The 16707-nt window shown below is 40.1% G+C and carries 17 protein-coding genes; 12 read left to right on the top strand and 5 right to left on the bottom strand.

Annotated features, from left to right (window positions below):
- Nucleotides 1-121 precede the first annotated feature (121 nt).
- The 3 genes from PN450_RS14710 to PN450_RS14700 all read left to right on the top strand — a co-directional run bounded on the left by PN450_RS14710 (nt 122) and on the right by PN450_RS14700 (nt 3607).
- Entirely contained in the window at nt 122-709 is a 588-nt protein-coding gene (locus PN450_RS14710) for a biotin transporter BioY (RefSeq protein WP_015078140.1), read from the top strand.
- Between the two features lie 160 nt (nt 710-869).
- The gene (gene lspA, locus PN450_RS14705; protein ID WP_015078141.1) at nt 870-1331 is read left to right on the top strand and encodes a signal peptidase II; all 462 of its coding nucleotides are present in this window, start codon (nt 870-872) and stop codon (nt 1329-1331) included.
- An 8-nt stretch (nt 1332-1339) separates the two neighbouring features.
- Nucleotides 1340-3607, top strand: coding sequence for a transglycosylase domain-containing protein (locus PN450_RS14700; protein ID WP_271836765.1), 2268 nt, complete (start codon nt 1340-1342; stop codon nt 3605-3607).
- A 69-nt stretch (nt 3608-3676) separates the two neighbouring features.
- Here the strand turns inward: PN450_RS14700 and PN450_RS14695 are convergent, their stop codons facing one another.
- Nucleotides 3677-5083 (bottom strand): DUF4335 domain-containing protein, encoded by a 1407-nt coding sequence (locus tag PN450_RS14695; RefSeq protein ID WP_271836764.1) that lies wholly within the window; start codon nt 5081-5083, stop codon nt 3677-3679.
- A 6-nt stretch (nt 5084-5089) separates the two neighbouring features.
- Entirely contained in the window at nt 5090-5716 is a 627-nt protein-coding gene (locus tag PN450_RS14690) for a DUF3038 domain-containing protein (RefSeq protein WP_148763516.1), read from the bottom strand.
- A gap of 252 nt (nt 5717-5968) precedes the next feature.
- On the opposite strand from PN450_RS14690, the gene PN450_RS14685 reads away from it, so the two are divergent.
- Genes PN450_RS14685 through PN450_RS14675 form a run of 3 tightly spaced genes read left to right on the top strand, consistent with a single transcriptional unit; the run spans nt 5969 to nt 7883 of the window.
- The gene (locus PN450_RS14685) at nt 5969-6487 is read left to right on the top strand and encodes an adenine phosphoribosyltransferase (RefSeq protein ID WP_148763504.1); all 519 of its coding nucleotides are present in this window, start codon (nt 5969-5971) and stop codon (nt 6485-6487) included.
- Nucleotides 6488-6517: 30 nt separating this feature from the next.
- On the top strand, nt 6518-7564 hold the full coding sequence (locus PN450_RS14680; protein WP_015078148.1) for an ABC transporter permease: 1047 nt from the start codon (nt 6518-6520) through the stop codon (nt 7562-7564).
- A 46-nt stretch (nt 7565-7610) separates the two neighbouring features.
- A complete protein-coding gene (locus PN450_RS14675; protein ID WP_015078149.1) occupies nt 7611-7883 on the top strand; it encodes a hypothetical protein in 273 nt (90 codons plus the stop codon).
- Nucleotides 7884-8134: 251 nt separating this feature from the next.
- On the opposite strand, the gene PN450_RS14670 is transcribed toward PN450_RS14675, so the two are convergent.
- Nucleotides 8135-9727: a S8 family serine peptidase gene (locus tag PN450_RS14670; protein ID WP_271836763.1), complete on the bottom strand. Its 1593-nt coding sequence runs from the start codon at nt 9725-9727 to the stop codon at nt 8135-8137.
- Between the two features lie 117 nt (nt 9728-9844).
- On the opposite strand from PN450_RS14670, the gene rpe reads away from it, so the two are divergent.
- The 5 genes from rpe (at nt 9845) to moaA (ending at nt 13495) form a co-directional block, all read left to right on the top strand.
- The gene (gene rpe, locus PN450_RS14665; protein WP_015078151.1) at nt 9845-10552 is read left to right on the top strand and encodes a ribulose-phosphate 3-epimerase; all 708 of its coding nucleotides are present in this window, start codon (nt 9845-9847) and stop codon (nt 10550-10552) included.
- 559 nt (nt 10553-11111) lie between these two features.
- Entirely contained in the window at nt 11112-11471 is a 360-nt protein-coding gene (locus tag PN450_RS14660) for a hypothetical protein (protein WP_148763500.1), read from the top strand.
- A gap of 176 nt (nt 11472-11647) precedes the next feature.
- Nucleotides 11648-11923, top strand: a complete 276-nt coding sequence (locus PN450_RS14655) for a hypothetical protein (protein ID WP_210422194.1) — start codon at nt 11648-11650, stop codon at nt 11921-11923.
- Nucleotides 11924-11953: 30 nt separating this feature from the next.
- On the top strand, nt 11954-12430 hold the full coding sequence (locus PN450_RS14650; RefSeq protein ID WP_168695036.1) for a Uma2 family endonuclease: 477 nt from the start codon (nt 11954-11956) through the stop codon (nt 12428-12430).
- Nucleotides 12431-12508: 78 nt separating this feature from the next.
- Nucleotides 12509-13495, top strand: a complete 987-nt coding sequence (gene moaA / locus PN450_RS14645; RefSeq protein ID WP_271836782.1) for a GTP 3',8-cyclase MoaA — start codon at nt 12509-12511, stop codon at nt 13493-13495.
- A 60-nt stretch (nt 13496-13555) separates the two neighbouring features.
- Here the strand turns inward: moaA and rpsD are convergent, their stop codons facing one another.
- On the bottom strand, nt 13556-14164 hold the full coding sequence (rpsD, locus tag PN450_RS14640) for a 30S ribosomal protein S4 (protein ID WP_027401392.1): 609 nt from the start codon (nt 14162-14164) through the stop codon (nt 13556-13558).
- Nucleotides 14165-14725: 561 nt separating this feature from the next.
- Here rpsD and PN450_RS14635 point away from each other — a divergent pair.
- The gene (locus tag PN450_RS14635) at nt 14726-15277 is read left to right on the top strand and encodes a hypothetical protein (protein WP_271836762.1); all 552 of its coding nucleotides are present in this window, start codon (nt 14726-14728) and stop codon (nt 15275-15277) included.
- Nucleotides 15278-15373: 96 nt separating this feature from the next.
- Here the strand turns inward: PN450_RS14635 and hetR are convergent, their stop codons facing one another.
- Nucleotides 15374-16273 (bottom strand): heterocyst differentiation master regulator HetR, encoded by a 900-nt coding sequence (gene hetR, locus PN450_RS14630; RefSeq protein WP_148763494.1) that lies wholly within the window; start codon nt 16271-16273, stop codon nt 15374-15376.
- Between the last annotated feature and the right edge of the window lie 434 nt (nt 16274-16707).

The following is a 16707-nucleotide window of genomic DNA, read 5'->3' as shown; positions in this document are numbered from 1 at the left end:
TCTATTTTCTTGGGTTACTCTAGAGATACACCTTATTGTTTATCAAAAAAATGCCAATATAGTTTTGTAGTTGTAATTTTTAGCTTTTCGTCTACCGTTAATTAACCCTTGCACCTAATAAATGTTTGCTGCGTCAAATCAACTGCTATGGTCTATGATAGGCTTGCTCCTCACAATGGGTGGTACTTTTCTAGAAGCCTATGGTATTACCGCACCTTGGAACTGGAGTCAGCACGGAATTGGGACCTTTTCATTAGGTGTCAGCTATCAAATTGGTGCAGTGCTGTTAGTAGGCTGTTTAGGAGGTCAAAATGCTGGTGCGCTCTCGCAAATTGCCTATTTAGTCATGGGATTAACCTTACTGCCAGTATTTGCCGAAGGCGGCGGTATCGGTTATGTTAAGCTATCTCAGTTTGGCTATTTGTTGGGTTTTATTCCCGGAGCTTGGATTTGTGGTTATTTAGCCTTTAAAGCTAGACCTCGGCTAGAAACTCTGGCTTTTAGTTGTTTTTGTGGCTTATTCACTGTTCACATCTGCGGTATTGCTTATTTAATTATTAGTTATATTCTGCCTTGGAAAGGAACAGAAAATTTATCCCTAATTCAAGCTATCCTCAAATACTCCTGCTTTGCACTACCAGGGCAACTAGTAGTTGTTTGTGCTGTCACCATAGTAGCTTATCTGCTACGACATATAATGTTTTATTAGTCATTGGTCATTGGTCATTGGTTATTGGTCATTGGTCATTGGTTATTGGTCATTGGTCATTGGTCATTGGTTATTGGTCATTGGTCAGTAGCAAAGAAGAACAACTAACAACTGACAACTGACAACTGACAACTAACAAAGAACAACTGACAAATTTATTATGCGGATAAAAAATCGCTTTTTTTGGATTGCTGCTTTGATCGCATTTTTATTAGACCAATTGACAAAATACTGGGTAGTGCAAACCTTTAACCCAGGACAAACACTGCCCTTACTCCGGGGGATATTTCATTTCACCTATGTTACTAATACAGGTGCAGCTTTTAGTCTATTAAGTGGCAAGGTAGAGTGGTTACGGTGGCTATCTTTAGGTGTAAGTTTAGTATTAATGACCATTGCATTATCAGGACCATTGTTAAGTTTTTGGGAGCAATTGGGTTATGGTTTGATTTTAGGAGGAGCAATGGGCAATGGTATTGATAGATTTGCCTTAGGGTACGTCGTTGATTTTCTCGATTTTCGATTAATTAATTTTGCCGTATTTAATTTGGCTGATTCTTTTATTAGTATTGGCATTGTCTGTCTGTTAATTGCTTCATGGCAACAAACACCAAGTAATTAAAATTTTTTATGAGTTCCCCCCAACCTCCTCAAAAACCAAAAACTCTACTTGGTCAAGTGACTCAAGCAGTAAGTACCATTCAAGCTAGAGTAAGTTCTTCCATAAAGCTCAAACCCAACGCTAAAGTACCAAAACTGTTAGTGCATGATGCCGGGGCAAATACAAGGGAAGAACATAATCTGTTAGGCGATCGCCATATTCTCGGACGTAGTTCTAAATCTTGTGATTTCGTCGTCCGTAACCAAGTTGTCAGCGCAATTCACCTCTCACTCTCGCGGGATTCCACCCAAAACACTCCCGCTTTCACGATCAAGGATGAAAACTCCACCAACGGTATTTATCTGGGGAAAAGGCGGATAAATGCTCTAGAACTGCGTCATGGTGATGTTATTACCTTGGGACCCCCTCAACTAGCTGCTTCTGTGAGTGTGCAATACATAGACCCACCAGATTGGTATGTGAAAGCTGCTACTTGGACAGCCTATGGGATCGGTGGTGTTACAGTTTTGATTGCCTTGTCCATAGGTGTAGAATGGATGAAATTTTCTGTCAGACCCTTACCTACAGCGACTAAAGCCCCTGTGGTTGTTTATGCCCGTGATGGCTCAACCCCACTGCGTGAGCCGCGAAATATCGCTCACACAGACCTGAAAAAAATATCTGACTTTGGACCATATTTGGCCTCTGCTGTTGTAGCTTCCGAGGACAGTCGTTATTATTGGCACTTTGGGGTAGATCCCTTGGGTGTGTTGCGAGCCGTACTGATTAACAGTCGTAGCGGCGATGTCCAACAGGGAGCAAGTACAGTTACCCAGCAAGTAGCTCGGAGTTTATTCCGTGAATATGTAGGTAGTCAAGACTCTTTAGGACGGAAAGTAAAAGAAGCTGTCGTCTCCCTCAAGTTAGAAACTTTTTACAGCAAAGATGATATTTTACTAACTTACTTAAATCGAGTCTTTTTAGGCGCAGATACTTCCGGTTTTGAAGATGCAGCTAAATATTATTTCAACAAATCAGCCAAAGAATTAACTCTGGCCGAAGCAGCAACCTTAGTAGGGATTTTACCTGCTCCCAATGCCTTTGATTTTTGTGGCAGTGGTCCGCGGAAACTCGGAGCAGCCGATTATCGGAATCGAGTCATTAAGCGACTGCTGGAAATGGGTAAAATCACCCAAGAAGAAGCCAACCGCGCCCGTCGTTCTACCGTCCAAATTAACCCTAAAGTTTGTGAAAGACAAGCCAAAACCATTGCGCCCTATTTTTATGATTACGTCTTTCAAGAACTGACATTAAGACTAGGTCCGGCAGCAGCAAGAGAAGGTAACTATATCATTGAAACCCAACTTGATCCAGCTATCCAAGCCAAAGCGGAAACAGAGTTAAAAAATTCCATCACCAAAGACGGCTCGAATTTTGGTTTTTCCCAAGGGGGAATGGTGACTCTCAACTCGAAAACTGGGGGTATTGTCGCAATGGTAGGAGGGACTGATTACAGAAAAAGCCAGTTCAATCGCTCTGTGCAAGCCCAACGTCAGCCAGGTTCTACGTTTAAAATTTTTGCTTACACTGCGGCCATGGAAAAAGGGATTTCCCCATATAGAAGTTATTCTTGTAGTCCTTTAACTTGGCAAGGTTTTACTTATAGACCCTGCCGGTCTGGCGCTGGTGGTAGTTTAGATATAGCAACTGGCTTGGCACTTTCAGAAAACCCCATTGCTTTGCGGGTAGCAAAAGAAATTGGCTTGAATAAAGTAGTAGATATGGCGCAGCGGTTGGGTGTGAAATCTGATCTGGAGGCAGTTCCAGGCTTGATATTAGGTCAAAGTGTCGTTAATGTTTTAGAAATGACCGGGGCATTTGGAGCAATTAGCAATCGTGGAGTGTGGAATCCTCCTCATGCTATTAGTAAAATTCGAGACAGTAGTGATTGTAAGGATCTTAAAGATCTACAAACCTGTCGGGTAATTTACTCTTTCGATACCGATCCAAATGGTAACAAACGAGTTATCAAAAAAGAAGTTGCCAATCAAATGACTACTTTGATGCGGGGAGTAATTACTAATGGTACAGGTCGTAGCGCCGCTATTGGTTTAGGGGAAGCAGGTAAAACCGGGACAACGAATAATAATGTTGATCTCTGGTTCATTGGTTTTATTCCCAGTCGTCAACTTGTTACCGGCATTTGGCTAGGAAATGATAATAATTCCCCTACATCTGGCAGCAGCGCCCAAGCGGCACAACTTTGGGGTAATTATATGGGGAAAATTACTAAATAATTAAAAATTAATAATTAAAAATTAAAAAATTGGATTCTTCTTTTTTAATTTTTAATTTTGCATTTTTAATTACTTATATCCCTTCCAAGGTTTGACTTCTAATTCACCTTTAGGGGTAAAGACTACTCGAAAATGAGCTAGTGCTTCTTTATTATCGGGTGCAGCTACATTTGAGCCATAAACTGATTGGAACATCTGGGGTAAAGGTGTCTCCCGGAAGTAGTCAAAAGCAACTTGGTTGAGTGGTTCATAGTCAGCAATCACACCTTCTTTATTCACCGCTACTCGATATTTCAAGTTGCTGGCAAAGGTGGGAGTCACACTCCAATTTTGACGAATTGTACTATACAGCTTTTGATTTAGATCTTTGATTTTACTGGTGTCAGTAATTTTTTTGCCAGTTACTTCTGGTGTTTTGGCGTATCCTAGCCAGGGACTAATTTCTAAAAACCTTTTTTGGGTAAATACGACTTTGAATTGAGCAATAGGTTCATTCGGGATGCGATTAGCAGGATTATGGAGCAGCTTGGGTAGTGGTGTTTTATCTATTGCGTCACTAGCTTTCTGACTGACTGCTTTATAACCAACGATACTACCATCGGCGGCGACACCTAAACGATAGACTAAATCCTCTGGCAATTCTGAGCGATTTACCCAAGCTGGATGAATTTGGTTATAAACTTGGCGATTTAATGCCCGTAATTGAGATGCATCTTTTATTTCTGGAACTGTCTTTAAAAGTGTTTCTAAATCTTGAACTGCGGTAGGGGTTGCTGATGTTGTGGGTGTAGTTGTGGGTGTAGTTGTGGGGGTTACTGCTACTGTGGGCGTGGGGATAGAAGTGCTGGACTCAACCTCTGGGTTGACTTGAGGTGGACTGATTTGAGGTGCAGGAATTAAGCTAAAAGCCAGTGCAGCTACAGCTAGACTGGATACGCCCATGGTAGCCGGGATTGCCTGTTTGAGTAAGGTTTGATTTGAACCACTATAACTGCGATTAACTGGGTGTAGTTCTAGGGATAATTCTGGTAAAGTCTGGCTGTCAGCAAAAAACTGATCTACGGCTTCAACTAAATCAAATAATTGGACTGTGTTCAGGACAATTTGAATGGGTTGTCCTTCGCTGGTGTTTCCCTCCAGGTTGTCTCCTGCAATTTCGGTGTGAACAGTTAATCTGTGGCTGTTGCTGTTAATTTTTTGTAATTCAACTAACTCTGAATTATGATTCTGAACTTGAGGGTTGGGGATATTGCTTAAAACTTCTTGGGCGTAGGCGCTGACTGCTCTAACTAAGCTTTCAAAAAATTCCCTGCCACCAACAATGGGTTGAGTATAACTAGATATATAGCATTCTGCATTCACTAATATAGATAGTTGGGGACGCAGTTCTTGAAAGTTAGCAGTCTGTGTCATGTCACTTAACCCCTCTAGGAGCAGGGTACAATTAGGCAAACTATATTTACGTTGGATATTCATTTCTATTTATTCTACCTCACCGTCAAAAAGAGAAATCCAGTACCGTTGCATTCCCGCTGTACCTGTACAAAACAGTAATTTTCCTAATAAGTCTATAGCTAGTTCATCTAATTTTTCATTAGAAGTTAATGCTAGGACACTGGAACGACGGGAATTCATCCGACTTTTAAAATGCGCTCTAAACCTTTCTAGGTAATTAGCTAATCTTAAATTTTGTTCTGGGGGAATCTGCTTCTCAGCCAATTGTTGATATATGGTTAGTAGTTGGCGGATCACAACTGTTAAGCGTCGAGAAATGTAGCAGGCAATAACTACTAACGCTTTGGCTTCTAAAATATCTAAAGGCCGGCGACTATGCGCTCTCCGCATGGGGTTAGATGCTCGCATCCGCCATAAGTTTACCCGGTTTTTGATGATCCCTTGGAGGTCTAATTCTTCAGCAAAGGACAAAATGGCTTCAGAACCGCCTATTTCTAAGGCTTCAATGGCTAGTAACATCAAATCTATTTGTAATCTAGTTCTGGCTGGACATACCTGACCAGCGATCGCTGGATCTGGTAAAGTATCCAAAATCATGGGCATTCCCTGAGCTTTTGGGATGTTTAAAGATGTGACACTAGCAGAGACGTTCATTCTATCAAATACCTTATACGTTTCCAATAAACTGATTTACTTATCCGTCCACCGCTAATTGCTGGCGCGATATGGCAGTTCAATTATATACATTACTTAGTTTTTCTACCCAAATATTTGCATATACATTAAATTTTCAAATTCTTGGTGATCGTCAATGACATTATAGGGTAGGATTTGGCAGAGATTAGGAAAATTTTCGCTTCTTGCCCTTTGTTTCTTCATTGACCACTAACTACTTACGTAAATAATATGGATTTAAAATCTCTGATTCGTGATATACCGGATTTTCCTAAGCCGGGAATTTTATTTCGAGATGTCACTACTCTATTAAGCGACCCGGACGGATTGCGTTATACTATTGATTTTTTAGCACAAAAATGTTCTGAAATTGAACTTCAAGTAGATTATATTATTGGTATGGAGTCAAGAGGGTTCATTTTTGGTGCGCCTGTTGCTTATAAATTAGGTGCTGGTTTTATTCCTGTTCGGAAAAAAGGGAAATTACCGGCAGCGGTTCACTCAATTGAATATCAACTAGAGTATGGTACAGATACATTAGAAGTACATCAAGATGCTTTAGTGCCAGGTAGCAAAGTTTTAATTGTGGATGATTTGATTGCTACTGGTGGCACTGCCAGTGCAACAGCTAAGTTGGTACAAAAGATTGACTGTGAACTGATAGGGTTTGGGTTTATCATCGAACTAATGGATTTGCAAGGACGGAAATATTTACCTGATGTCCCTATTATCTCGCTGGTTCAATATTAGAAAACATAATTGACAACTGACTAATGACTAATGACAAATACAAAAATTTCCTTGGATATAAGTCGAGACTGGCTAATTAGGCGAGTTACGGATGAAACTTTTATTTATGTGATAAAACGGCTTTTACAGGCGCTATTGACAATTTTTTTAGCGTCTGCTTTGTCATTTTTTATTATGAAGTTGTCTCCGGGAGATTATGTAGATACCCTGCGGCAAAATCCGAAAATTTCACCAGAACGGATTGAAGAAATTAGACGACAATTTGGTTTAGATAAATCTTGGCCACAACAGTTTGGATTTTGGTTAAAGCAAATTTTGACAAGGGGTGATTTTGGTACAAGTTTTGTTTATCAACGTTCTGTATCATCGCTGCTATGGGAACGAGTTCCAGCCACGTTGTTATTAGCGATCGCTTCTTTAATTATCACATGGGCGATCGCCATTCCTTTAGGTATTCTCGCTGCTGTGAAACAAAATCGCCGAACTGACCAAGTTTTACAGATAGTCAGTTATGCTGGTCAAGGTATTCCCAGTTTTATTACTGTTTTATTTCTACTATTCTTTGCTCAACTGACTACTCCACTTTTTCCGGTGGGTAATATGACCAGTATTAATCATGCAGACCTGACATGGTTAGGTAAAATTCTCGATATCGCTTGGCATTCAGTTTTACCACTAATTGCTTTAAGTATTACCAGTTTTGCGGGTTTGCAACGAATTATGCGTGGTCAATTATTGGATGTTTTACGCCAAGATTATATTCAAACTGCTCGCGCTAAAGGACTTCCAGAAAATCGGGTGATTTATGTTCATGCTTTGCGAAATGCTATTAATCCGTTAATTACTTTATTGGGTTTTGAATTAGCAGGTTTGTTAGGTGGTGCATTTATTACGGAGAATTTCTTTAACTGGCCGGGTTTAGGAAAGTTAACTTTACAAGCTGTTTTAGCTAAAGACCAATATTTGGTAATGGCGAGTTTAGTAATGAGTGCAGTATTATTGATTATTGGTAATTTAATTGCTGACTTAATTTTAAAAGCAGCAGATCCTCGAATTAAGTTAGAAGATTTGAATTAGTTAGTTGTCAGTGGTCAGTTGTCAGTTGTCAGTTGTTAGTTGTCAAATGGTTTATTATATTATTCGTTCAAGAACAGATGGTAAATATCTCACAGCCCGTGTTGATGATGCTACATCAGGATATTTATTATTATTTAAAGAAGATTTCGAGGCTTTGAGTTATCTCAATACTCATGCTGCTGATTTAGCCAGCCGGTTGACTGTAGAATCTCTTGCTAGTTCCCAAATAGGTAGTTTAATCAAACGTTGGAGTTTTGCTGGTGTAGGCATTGTTAATGATCCTTTATTACCAGAAGTTGAGTTTTTACAGCATATTTAAAGCATAAAAGATTTGGATTTAATGTAGGGGTAGCGCCCCCGTGCCTACCCCGGTATTTGGGGCAACCACAGGGGGTTGGCCCCCTACAAAATTAATTGGTTTAGGGATTTTTAAAATGTTCAATTAATTTTGCCCGACTACTTACAGCGGTTTCCGCTCTTATGAGGTACAAAGTTGAATCATGAAACTCTTGTAGTGCGGGCATCTTGCCCGCTAGATATGTACCTCATAACACCGGGAAGTGCTGTATATCACTTTTCACCTACAGTCCACCAGGCCAAAGCATAAGGTTGAGTAGATTCATTTACCTGCTTCTTAAATTGCACCCGAATTTTATAATTCCCACTAGTAGGAACTGGACAAAAAATATGTTCCACACTATCAACTTCACTCACAGAATCACAAACCACAACTTCATTATTTTTCCCATTTTCCTTAACTAAATAAACATCAAGATTATTTAATCCTTTATCTATAAATGTTTCCCCTATATCATATTCCTGATTATTATTTTTATCATTTAACTCCACCAAACGATCCCAAATTAAAGTAATAGCCACAAAACTATTTTGTTTCAAACCTTTTTGCAAAGCATATTCCCTAGAAGAATTAGCATTAACAATACCATAATCCCAACCAATAGGCGGAACAGTTGCATTAGGTTTCCATTCACCACCATTCAATTGTTGATAGGCTCGAAAGGCATTTAAATGACCTGCTCCCATTTGAGCATCTAGGGGAATTTTAGGATTTTTATAAGCGTCCGTTGCTAACCAATCTTGATTTTGTTTATCAATTAAAGTCCTCGTCATTCCCAACCGTAAACCATCACCACTGTCCTTTATTTTGTCCGCCGAATTGAGTAATATTGCTTTCATGACTTGATGACGACGAGCATCAATAGTCCAATTTCGTTGTTTAGTTCGTAATTGTCTATCCACAAATTCCTGTAATAATGCCACCGTAGCCGTAAATTGTGGGGCGGCAAAACTCGTACCTGTAGATTTATTTAACTTACCATCAGGATTAATTACAGGAATATTAGTCCCAGGAGCAACTATATTAATTGCACTTCTCCCCCCAATATTAAATTCTTTCCCAGCTAAACGATTTTCTATACCTTGATTAATACTCGCCAAATTAGAAACGTGAACTTTATTAAAAATTCCCTCGCGTTCTGAGGAAAAAGCCACATTAATTGCGTTAAAATTATCTGTAGGAATGGGAATCCCGCCTTTGCCTTGATTGCCAGCAATGGCATACACAACATCATGAACACGGCTAGACCAGTCAATACATAATGTTAGTAAAGCATTACCATCTAACATAGCTTCTGGTCGGGGATCACGTTCTAGAGGTTCACCAAAACTAAAATTAATCGCCCGCACATCACCACCATTTTGTAATGCAATATGTTGTGCTGATAAACACTCCTCTGGTTGACCGATTTTTTTTGTAGATCCGACAGCAGAAGAATATAATCGAGCATTTGGTGCGACACCAGGAAAAGCCTTATCTTGACTCACCATGACACCAGAAACATTATAGGCATGAGGATCAACACCAACATTCGACTTGGCGGGAACATTGCGTGAAAACACTGCAAATGGAGATACAGCCCGATTTTTAGATACGGCTTTATCCCAGCCAAACATCCCCGGACGACCAATTTCGACTTGACCAATAGCAATTTTCCGCCCAGTCAAATTATAAGGAGCTTGATGTAGTTTCAGCGCATCAATGCCGTTAGCACCTAAAAAATTGGCAACCTTGACACCTGCAAAGACTGGTAAAGTCAAGCCAGAAAAACCTAAACTCCAAAAAAGTATCCAATTTTTGTACATATTTTGAGGGAAGAGGGGGAAGTTTTCTGAAAAATTTGAGTTTTGAATTAATTTTTAATAATTTCTCCATATTTTGTTACGATACTTACAGACGAAGACGCTTAAAACCCACTAGCCATGACCCAAAATTCATCTCAAAAACCTATAGTTATCGCTCCATCTATCCTATCAGCAGATTTTAGTCGTCTGGGTGACGATATTCGCGCCGTAGACAAAGCGGGAGCAGATTGGATTCACGTTGATGTAATGGACGGACGTTTTGTTCCTAATATTACAATAGGTCCTCTGATTGTGGAGGCGATTCGTCCAGTTACAACCAAACCGCTGGATGTCCACTTGATGATTGTGGAACCAGAAAAGTATGTAGAAGGTTTTGCTAAAGCCGGTGCTGATATTATTTCTGTCCATGCAGAACATAACGCATCTCCGCACTTGCACCGTACCTTGGGACAAATCAGAGAACTCGGTAAGAAAGCTGGAGTTGTACTGAATCCGGGTACACCTTTGGAGTTAATTGAATATGTCCTAGAATTGTGCGATTTAGTGCTAATTATGAGCGTTAACCCCGGTTTCGGTGGTCAAAGCTTCATTCCTAGCGTAGTTCCTAAAATCCGCAAGTTGCGTCAAATGTGCGATGAACGCGGTTTAGATCCTTGGATTGAAGTTGACGGGGGACTAAAAGCTAATAATACTTGGCAAGTTTTGGAAGCAGGCGCTAATGCTATTGTAGCAGGTTCGGCTGTGTTTAATGCTCCTGATTATGCTGAGGCGATTACCAATATCCGTAACAGTAAGCGTCCGAGTCCAGAATTAGCTGCTGTTTAATTTAATACTTGTGATTAAGTAAGACTCAGATCCCCGACTTCTTTGAGAAGTCGGGGATCTATTTTTAACGAATTGACAGAGTTTTAGATTATCTGATCAGGTAATCAGGTATCAGAGTGAAGGTTAGGTAGTGGCGATCGCCAATCGCACAACCAAAACGATCAACATCAGATCCCCGGCTTCTTTTTTAAACTTGTTAATAAATTATCAATTGATGTCAGAAGTCGGGGATCTCAGATTACAGTTTCCTTACCTTACTTCCGTTCAAGAATTTTTCTAAGTCTTTTGTTTACATTCTACAATCTATTTAAGGTTTGGGTATTGACATTTCCAGGGGGACAAGATATTATATAATTGGGTAATGATATTGTTGCAAATTCTATGCTCCTGTGATATTATTAGAGCATGGTTCCTAAAGAATTAAAATTCTACGTCCATACATAAAAATGTCAGCACAATCTTGCAAAAACTCTGCTGACATCTTTTACAAGCGAAAATTTATCTCCTGATTGTTTAGATCAGGTACTCCAATTCCTTAGAAAAAATAGGAGTCTATTTCATGATGCCACAAAATACCGAATATTCGCAACTACCTCATTTTAAAGTTTCAGGAAATCTAAAACTCATACTCGAGGTAGACTTGAGACTCACTAAACAAACTCTTCCCAAGGAATATCTCATTCCTGCAGGGATAGCCTACCATCTTAATGGAGGAAGCACTAGAGGTAAATGGACTTCTCAGCGTGTTAATAAAATGCTGGAAGTTATGAAGTACCAGCAAAGGCATTATTGGCAATGGGAACCCACTATTCAAGGTCAGCAGTTTGCAGACTTCAGTAGTCGAGACCTGAAATGGAGTCCAGAAGTCATCAACTTAATCTTGCAACAACAACCTCAACAGTTGAGGTTAGCTGTCTAAAGCATATTTTTGAAGCTTGATTTCAGTTCATATTCTCCCTTATGAGACTTACCATTTGCGTGAGTCTCTAATGGGGATATATTGACACACGCTTAATTATCACCCCTAGTCCGTAGGGTGGGTTAAGCGCATTTATGCTAAAATGCCATTACTGTACTCTGTAAAGAGTTTTCTGTATGGCTAACGTTACTTACGATGAAATTTTTGGAGCAGTATTAACCTTACCTCCTCTATACAGAGCGATGCTTGCTGAACATCTTCTCAAAAGTCTGGATGAAAAGGAGCAAATTCAACTGGCCACACAGTTATTGCAATGGGTAGAAGTAAAGATTAATAAAGAACCTCAGTCTATGCCAAATAAAGGATTACGACAGCCAGGACTCGGTTTAGGTTCTTGTATATTCAATGATGACTTTGATTGTTTTATTCCTTTAAAAAATCCGTTAAGATAATATTGTTCTGATCACTCTAGGTAAATGACTATGAGATGGGAAGAAGTTTGTGAACATAAACAATTACAAGATTTACCCTTCAAGATTGAATTGAATAAATGGGGGCAAATCATCATGAGTCCTGTAAAAATTAAACACTCTTTTTATCAAGGAAGAATCCAACGTCTATTAGAATCTTTATTGAAAACTGGTGAAGTCATGCCAGAATGTGCAATTAATACATCAGATGGCGTTAAAGTTGCTGATGTAGTTTGGTGTTCAGACCAAAGATTTGATCAAATTCAAGATGAAATATCAGCTTCTATAGCCCCAGAAATTTGTATAGAAGTTAAATCCACTGGTAATACCTTTGAGGAAATGGAATTTAAGAAAAAATTATATTTAGAATCTCAAGCCATTGAAGTATGGTTATGTAATGAACAAGGTCAAATAAAATTCTATAATGAACAAGGTGAACTATCACAATCTTTGTTAGTTCCTGACTTTCCTAAGCAAATTAAACGATAATTTCACTAGAAGTTATCGGCATAGTTACCAAAAAAACATAGTTAGAGATAACCCTTAAATATGACAACCAGCGCAACTATAAACAAAGTGGACTACCTCCGCATCAGTTTAATTGATCGCTGCAACTTTCGTTGTCAATACTGTATGCCAGAAGGCGCAGAACTGGACTATATTGTCAAACAGCAATTATTAACTGATGAAGAACTGCTTACCCTCATTCAAGAAGTATTTATCCCCGTCGGATTTACCCGCTTTCGCTTAACCGGTGGAGAACCTTTACTCCGTCCCCATATAGTTGATTTAGTCGCCAAAATTGCTCATCTTCCCCAAACCGAAGATTTATCAATGACTACAAACGGGTTTTTACTCGCTCCCATTGCCCAAAATCTCTATAATGCAGGTTTAAAAAGAATTAATATTAGTTTAGATTCTTTAGATTCACATATATTTGAAGAAATTATCGGTAATCATGGACGTGGACGCTGGCAACAAGTATGGCAAGGTATTCAAACCGCGTATAATGTGGGATTTGACCCATTAAAATTAAATGTAGTCGTCATTCCCGGCGTTAATGACCATGAAATTTTAGATTTAGCAGCTTTAACCATTGATAAACAATGGCACGTCCGATTTATTGAATTTATGCCCATTGGCAACGGAGACTTATTCAGCGATCGCGGTTGGGTATCTTCCGCAGATTTACGTCAATCCATCCGTGAGCGTTGGGGCTTGACAGAATCCCAAATTCGTGGTAATGGACCGGCTGATGTATTTCAAATTCCTGGGGCTAAAGGCACAATAGGATTTATTAGCCAAATGTCAGAATGTTTTTGCGATCGCTGTAACCGGATGCGTCTGAGCGCCGATGGTTGGCTACGTCCCTGCTTATTAAACGAAACAGGTCAAATTGATTTAAAAACCGCCTTACGTGCTGGTATTAGCACCACCGATTTACAATCACAAGTCAGACAAATATTAAATATCAAATCAGAAATAAACTTTAAGCAACGCGACCCTGGTACTGTCGGCACTTACACCCGTACCATGTCGCAGATTGGCGGTTAGTCATTAGTCAGTTGTTCGTTGTTTAATAACCACTAACTACTGACCACTGACCACTGACTACTACGCTTGACGTGAGTAGTATTCCACCACAAGTAGTTCATTAACTTGTAGAGCTACCCATTCCCGTTCAATCACACTATTGACCTTACCAGACAACTTAGTTTTATCAAACTCTAGATGACTAGGAAGGTTAGCTAAACCGGGATATTGCAAGTTAGCTTCCACCAACTTCTTAGAAGCTTCTCTGTTTCTCACAGCGACTTCTTCACCAGGACGGCATTGATAGCTGGCAATATTTACTGGTTTGCCATTAACAGTTACATGACCGTGATTTACCAATTGACGGGCGGCTGGAATTGTGGGAGCCATACCCATGCGGAAAACCGTATTATCCAGGCGCATTTCTAACAATTGTAGCAACACCTGTCCAGTAGAACCAGCAACTCGTCTGGCTTTACGAACATAACGGAGCATTTGTTTTTCAGTTAAACCGTAGTTCATGCGGAGTTTTTGCTTTTCCTCTAAACGGATAGCATACTCAGAGCGCTTCTTACGGTTTTGACCATGTTGTCCGGGGGGATAAGCACGTCTAGCACTCTTCCGAGTTAAGCCTGGTAATTCGCCTAAACGACGGACAATTCTGAGGCGGGGTCCTCTATATCGGGACATGAGTTTCCTTAATTTAATCCTTCTAAAATTTTATTCAGACCTACCATTATGGCATAGTTCCCAAAAGCATAGACATTTTATAAGAAAAATGCTGAAAACCCTTGAGAAACAGCAACGCAGTTGCATTTTTCGGACTTCAGGCAAGGGATGAAAGCTGATTGCAGCATTTATACTGCGCTAAAAATGCTAGAATGCTCTTATCAGTACAAGATTTAAAAACCTACCCCCGGACTGGGGGAAAGTCTACGCCCAGAAAATCTTGAGGAGATATCAGCACGCCCAAAGGGCAAACGTGTTGAGCCTGGGAACCTTAGTGATAAGGATATTAAGAGCGTAATCTCTTAAGAATCCCCGTCTCTTTAGAGCGGGGAGTGTCAAAGCTAAATTGCCTTTTATTTACCGCTAATATTCACCAGAAATCAATCCTTTGAATTCACCAATTTTCGGTGGATTTCTGGGGAAAAGCACCGACATTCCTGGATGGTAGAAGATTGGGACTAAGTTCTACGGTAGCATAACCTTGGTGGAATCGAAAACGGTTATCTTAAAAAGCGAAAAAAAATGAGTAACTTTGGGAACAAACAAACCAATTATTTCTTCAGAGGATTCACAGCATCATTGATAACTATAGGTGGATTACTATCCAGTAGTTTGCCTACTATGGCTGTTACTGATTCCTACGAAAATGACTATCGGGTTTGTGCTGCTCAACTTTTGAGCGTGGGTATCACAGCTAAACCGGCATCTCAAAGTTGTGCCGCTGCACTCCAACCACGAGAGTTATCCTCATGTGTAGCAAAAATTCATAAGCTTACACAAATCACACCTGTGGAGGCCCTTTCTTCCTGTCGTCAGGCTCGTATTCCACAGGATCTAGCAACCTGTGTAGTTAGCATTAGTAAAAGTTATCAGGGTTCAGAAAATTCAGCTACTTTAACATCCTGTGGTCGCAGTTTGTTACCAGTAACCTTTGCTAATTGTGTAGTTGGTTTACGTCGAGAAATTGATTTAAGTCCTACTCAAGCATTAAAAACTTGTATTGATGCCAGTGAAGGATCTAGCGGTTTCGGCGCGGTGTCTACAAAGCCATTGGGTTCTAACTCCCAGCAATAGACTTTCGCTTTAGCCCCTCAACTCCCATGAGTAAATAGATTCATAACGGTAGGGCTGGTAAGTATGCCACCCTACCCAACATAAAAATTTTGTTTTCTATTCATCTTTATTACCAACAACCATTTGTAAGATCATCGGTATTCCGCCTTCTTGGTGATATTTATCTCCCCAAGAACGAATGATTTCGTCTAGTTCCTCCATTGCTGGCTCAATCCAATCCGGCGGAATATCCAGTTCTTCCACAGCCCGCATCGTGTTTGGTTTACGCTCTGCCCAATATTTCATCATCCGGAAATACCGAGCCGTATCCTCTACCATTGTGTACGTGCGCTCTTGATCATCGGCTGGAGCATAGAACGGACGAGTGAGAGCATAAAAGGGCATTCCCCAGGGACAATCAATGCGTGTTACCGTTCCTGAATACAATAGCCGACGCTTGATGTGTTCCGCTAATGCTTCACTCAATGGCATCTGATGATTAGCAGGTAATTCTTCCTGCGATCGCTTATGGAGAAAGTCAATTAACTCCATAAATTCAAATGAGGTAACTAACTTGGCATCAGGAAGATTGTCTGGCAGCTTTTGCTCAATTTGTTTTTTCTCTTCACTGGTCAAATTCGTACCGGGGACGCGGGATCTTCCCGGTATCCAAGGATATTTTTCCATCCAGACATAGGGAAGTTGAATCAGATAGCGCGGTTCTTGGGAACCCAGCATTTTGAGAAGTTTGCCTTCAGTTAAAGCCAGTCTTACTTCTTCAACAATGATTTTCACTCGTTTCGGCTCAAGGTGGTGCAAATGCCCAGTCATTCTCAGGTTTTGCCCCTGCTCTAGATAGGTCATGTAAATTGCACACTTGGCTGCTGTTGCGGCTGCATCTAGAAATGCTCCATGCCTGTGGCCACTTGTCCGCATGGCACTAAAGGCAAGATAAAGCATGATCTGATCCATCGCACTAGGTCCAAGACGCTTGATCAGATCGATGTCGTTGGTCATATTCTACAGACGGATAAATGGCTTGTTTACAGGTGTGATATTCAAATCAAACTACGAATTATACACCCAGTTGGATACAAATATTTTAAATCTAAACCTAAAATTACTGTTTGACTCGGGAATTTTTAGGTGATAAATGTTGGGGGTGTAAATTGGTAGTTTCTCTCGTCAGACTAACTAACCCCCTCCCCTGGTATGACTCGAAGACTTTAGATACTCAGGGTGTTGGGATACAGGGGTATAGAGTAAGCAGGAGGAACGGCAGATGATTTGCATTTTGTATCTATCAAACCATTATAACCCACATTCCGCACCCCAAAATGTTACAGAGGGAAATTACGGAGATGAAAATCAAAGGGAGCATCAAAACAAACAGATAAAGTGAAAAAAGGCATTTGAGAAACAGTAAATCACCAAAAATGTCATCAAAATCT

It is taken from the genome of Dolichospermum lemmermannii CS-548 (assembly GCF_028330815.1).
Taxonomy (GTDB): domain Bacteria; phylum Cyanobacteriota; class Cyanobacteriia; order Cyanobacteriales; family Nostocaceae; genus Dolichospermum; species Dolichospermum lemmermannii.
Note: the sequence above shows the minus strand (reverse complement) of the source record. Positions and strands in the feature narration are given on the sequence as shown.

Coding starts and splice junctions, on each gene's coding strand:
- PN450_RS14710 (WP_015078140.1), top strand. CDS start 122: ATGTTTGCTGCGTCAAATCAACTGCTATGGTCTATGATAGGCTTGCTC.
- lspA (WP_015078141.1), top strand. CDS start 870: ATGCGGATAAAAAATCGCTTTTTTTGGATTGCTGCTTTGATCGCATTT.
- PN450_RS14700 (WP_271836765.1), top strand. CDS start 1,340: ATGAGTTCCCCCCAACCTCCTCAAAAACCAAAAACTCTACTTGGTCAA.
- PN450_RS14695 (WP_271836764.1), bottom strand. CDS start 5,083: ATGAATATCCAACGTAAATATAGTTTGCCTAATTGTACCCTGCTCCTA.
- PN450_RS14690 (WP_148763516.1), bottom strand. CDS start 5,716: ATGAACGTCTCTGCTAGTGTCACATCTTTAAACATCCCAAAAGCTCAG.
- PN450_RS14685 (WP_148763504.1), top strand. CDS start 5,969: ATGGATTTAAAATCTCTGATTCGTGATATACCGGATTTTCCTAAGCCG.
- PN450_RS14680 (WP_015078148.1), top strand. CDS start 6,518: ATGACAAATACAAAAATTTCCTTGGATATAAGTCGAGACTGGCTAATT.
- PN450_RS14675 (WP_015078149.1), top strand. CDS start 7,611: ATGGTTTATTATATTATTCGTTCAAGAACAGATGGTAAATATCTCACA.
- PN450_RS14670 (WP_271836763.1), bottom strand. CDS start 9,727: ATGTACAAAAATTGGATACTTTTTTGGAGTTTAGGTTTTTCTGGCTTG.
- rpe (WP_015078151.1), top strand. CDS start 9,845: ATGACCCAAAATTCATCTCAAAAACCTATAGTTATCGCTCCATCTATC.
- PN450_RS14660 (WP_148763500.1), top strand. CDS start 11,112: ATGATGCCACAAAATACCGAATATTCGCAACTACCTCATTTTAAAGTT.
- PN450_RS14655 (WP_210422194.1), top strand. CDS start 11,648: ATGGCTAACGTTACTTACGATGAAATTTTTGGAGCAGTATTAACCTTA.
- PN450_RS14650 (WP_168695036.1), top strand. CDS start 11,954: ATGAGATGGGAAGAAGTTTGTGAACATAAACAATTACAAGATTTACCC.
- rpsD (WP_027401392.1), bottom strand. CDS start 14,164: ATGTCCCGATATAGAGGACCCCGCCTCAGAATTGTCCGTCGTTTAGGC.
- PN450_RS14635 (WP_271836762.1), top strand. CDS start 14,726: ATGAGTAACTTTGGGAACAAACAAACCAATTATTTCTTCAGAGGATTC.
- hetR (WP_148763494.1), bottom strand. CDS start 16,273: ATGACCAACGACATCGATCTGATCAAGCGTCTTGGACCTAGTGCGATG.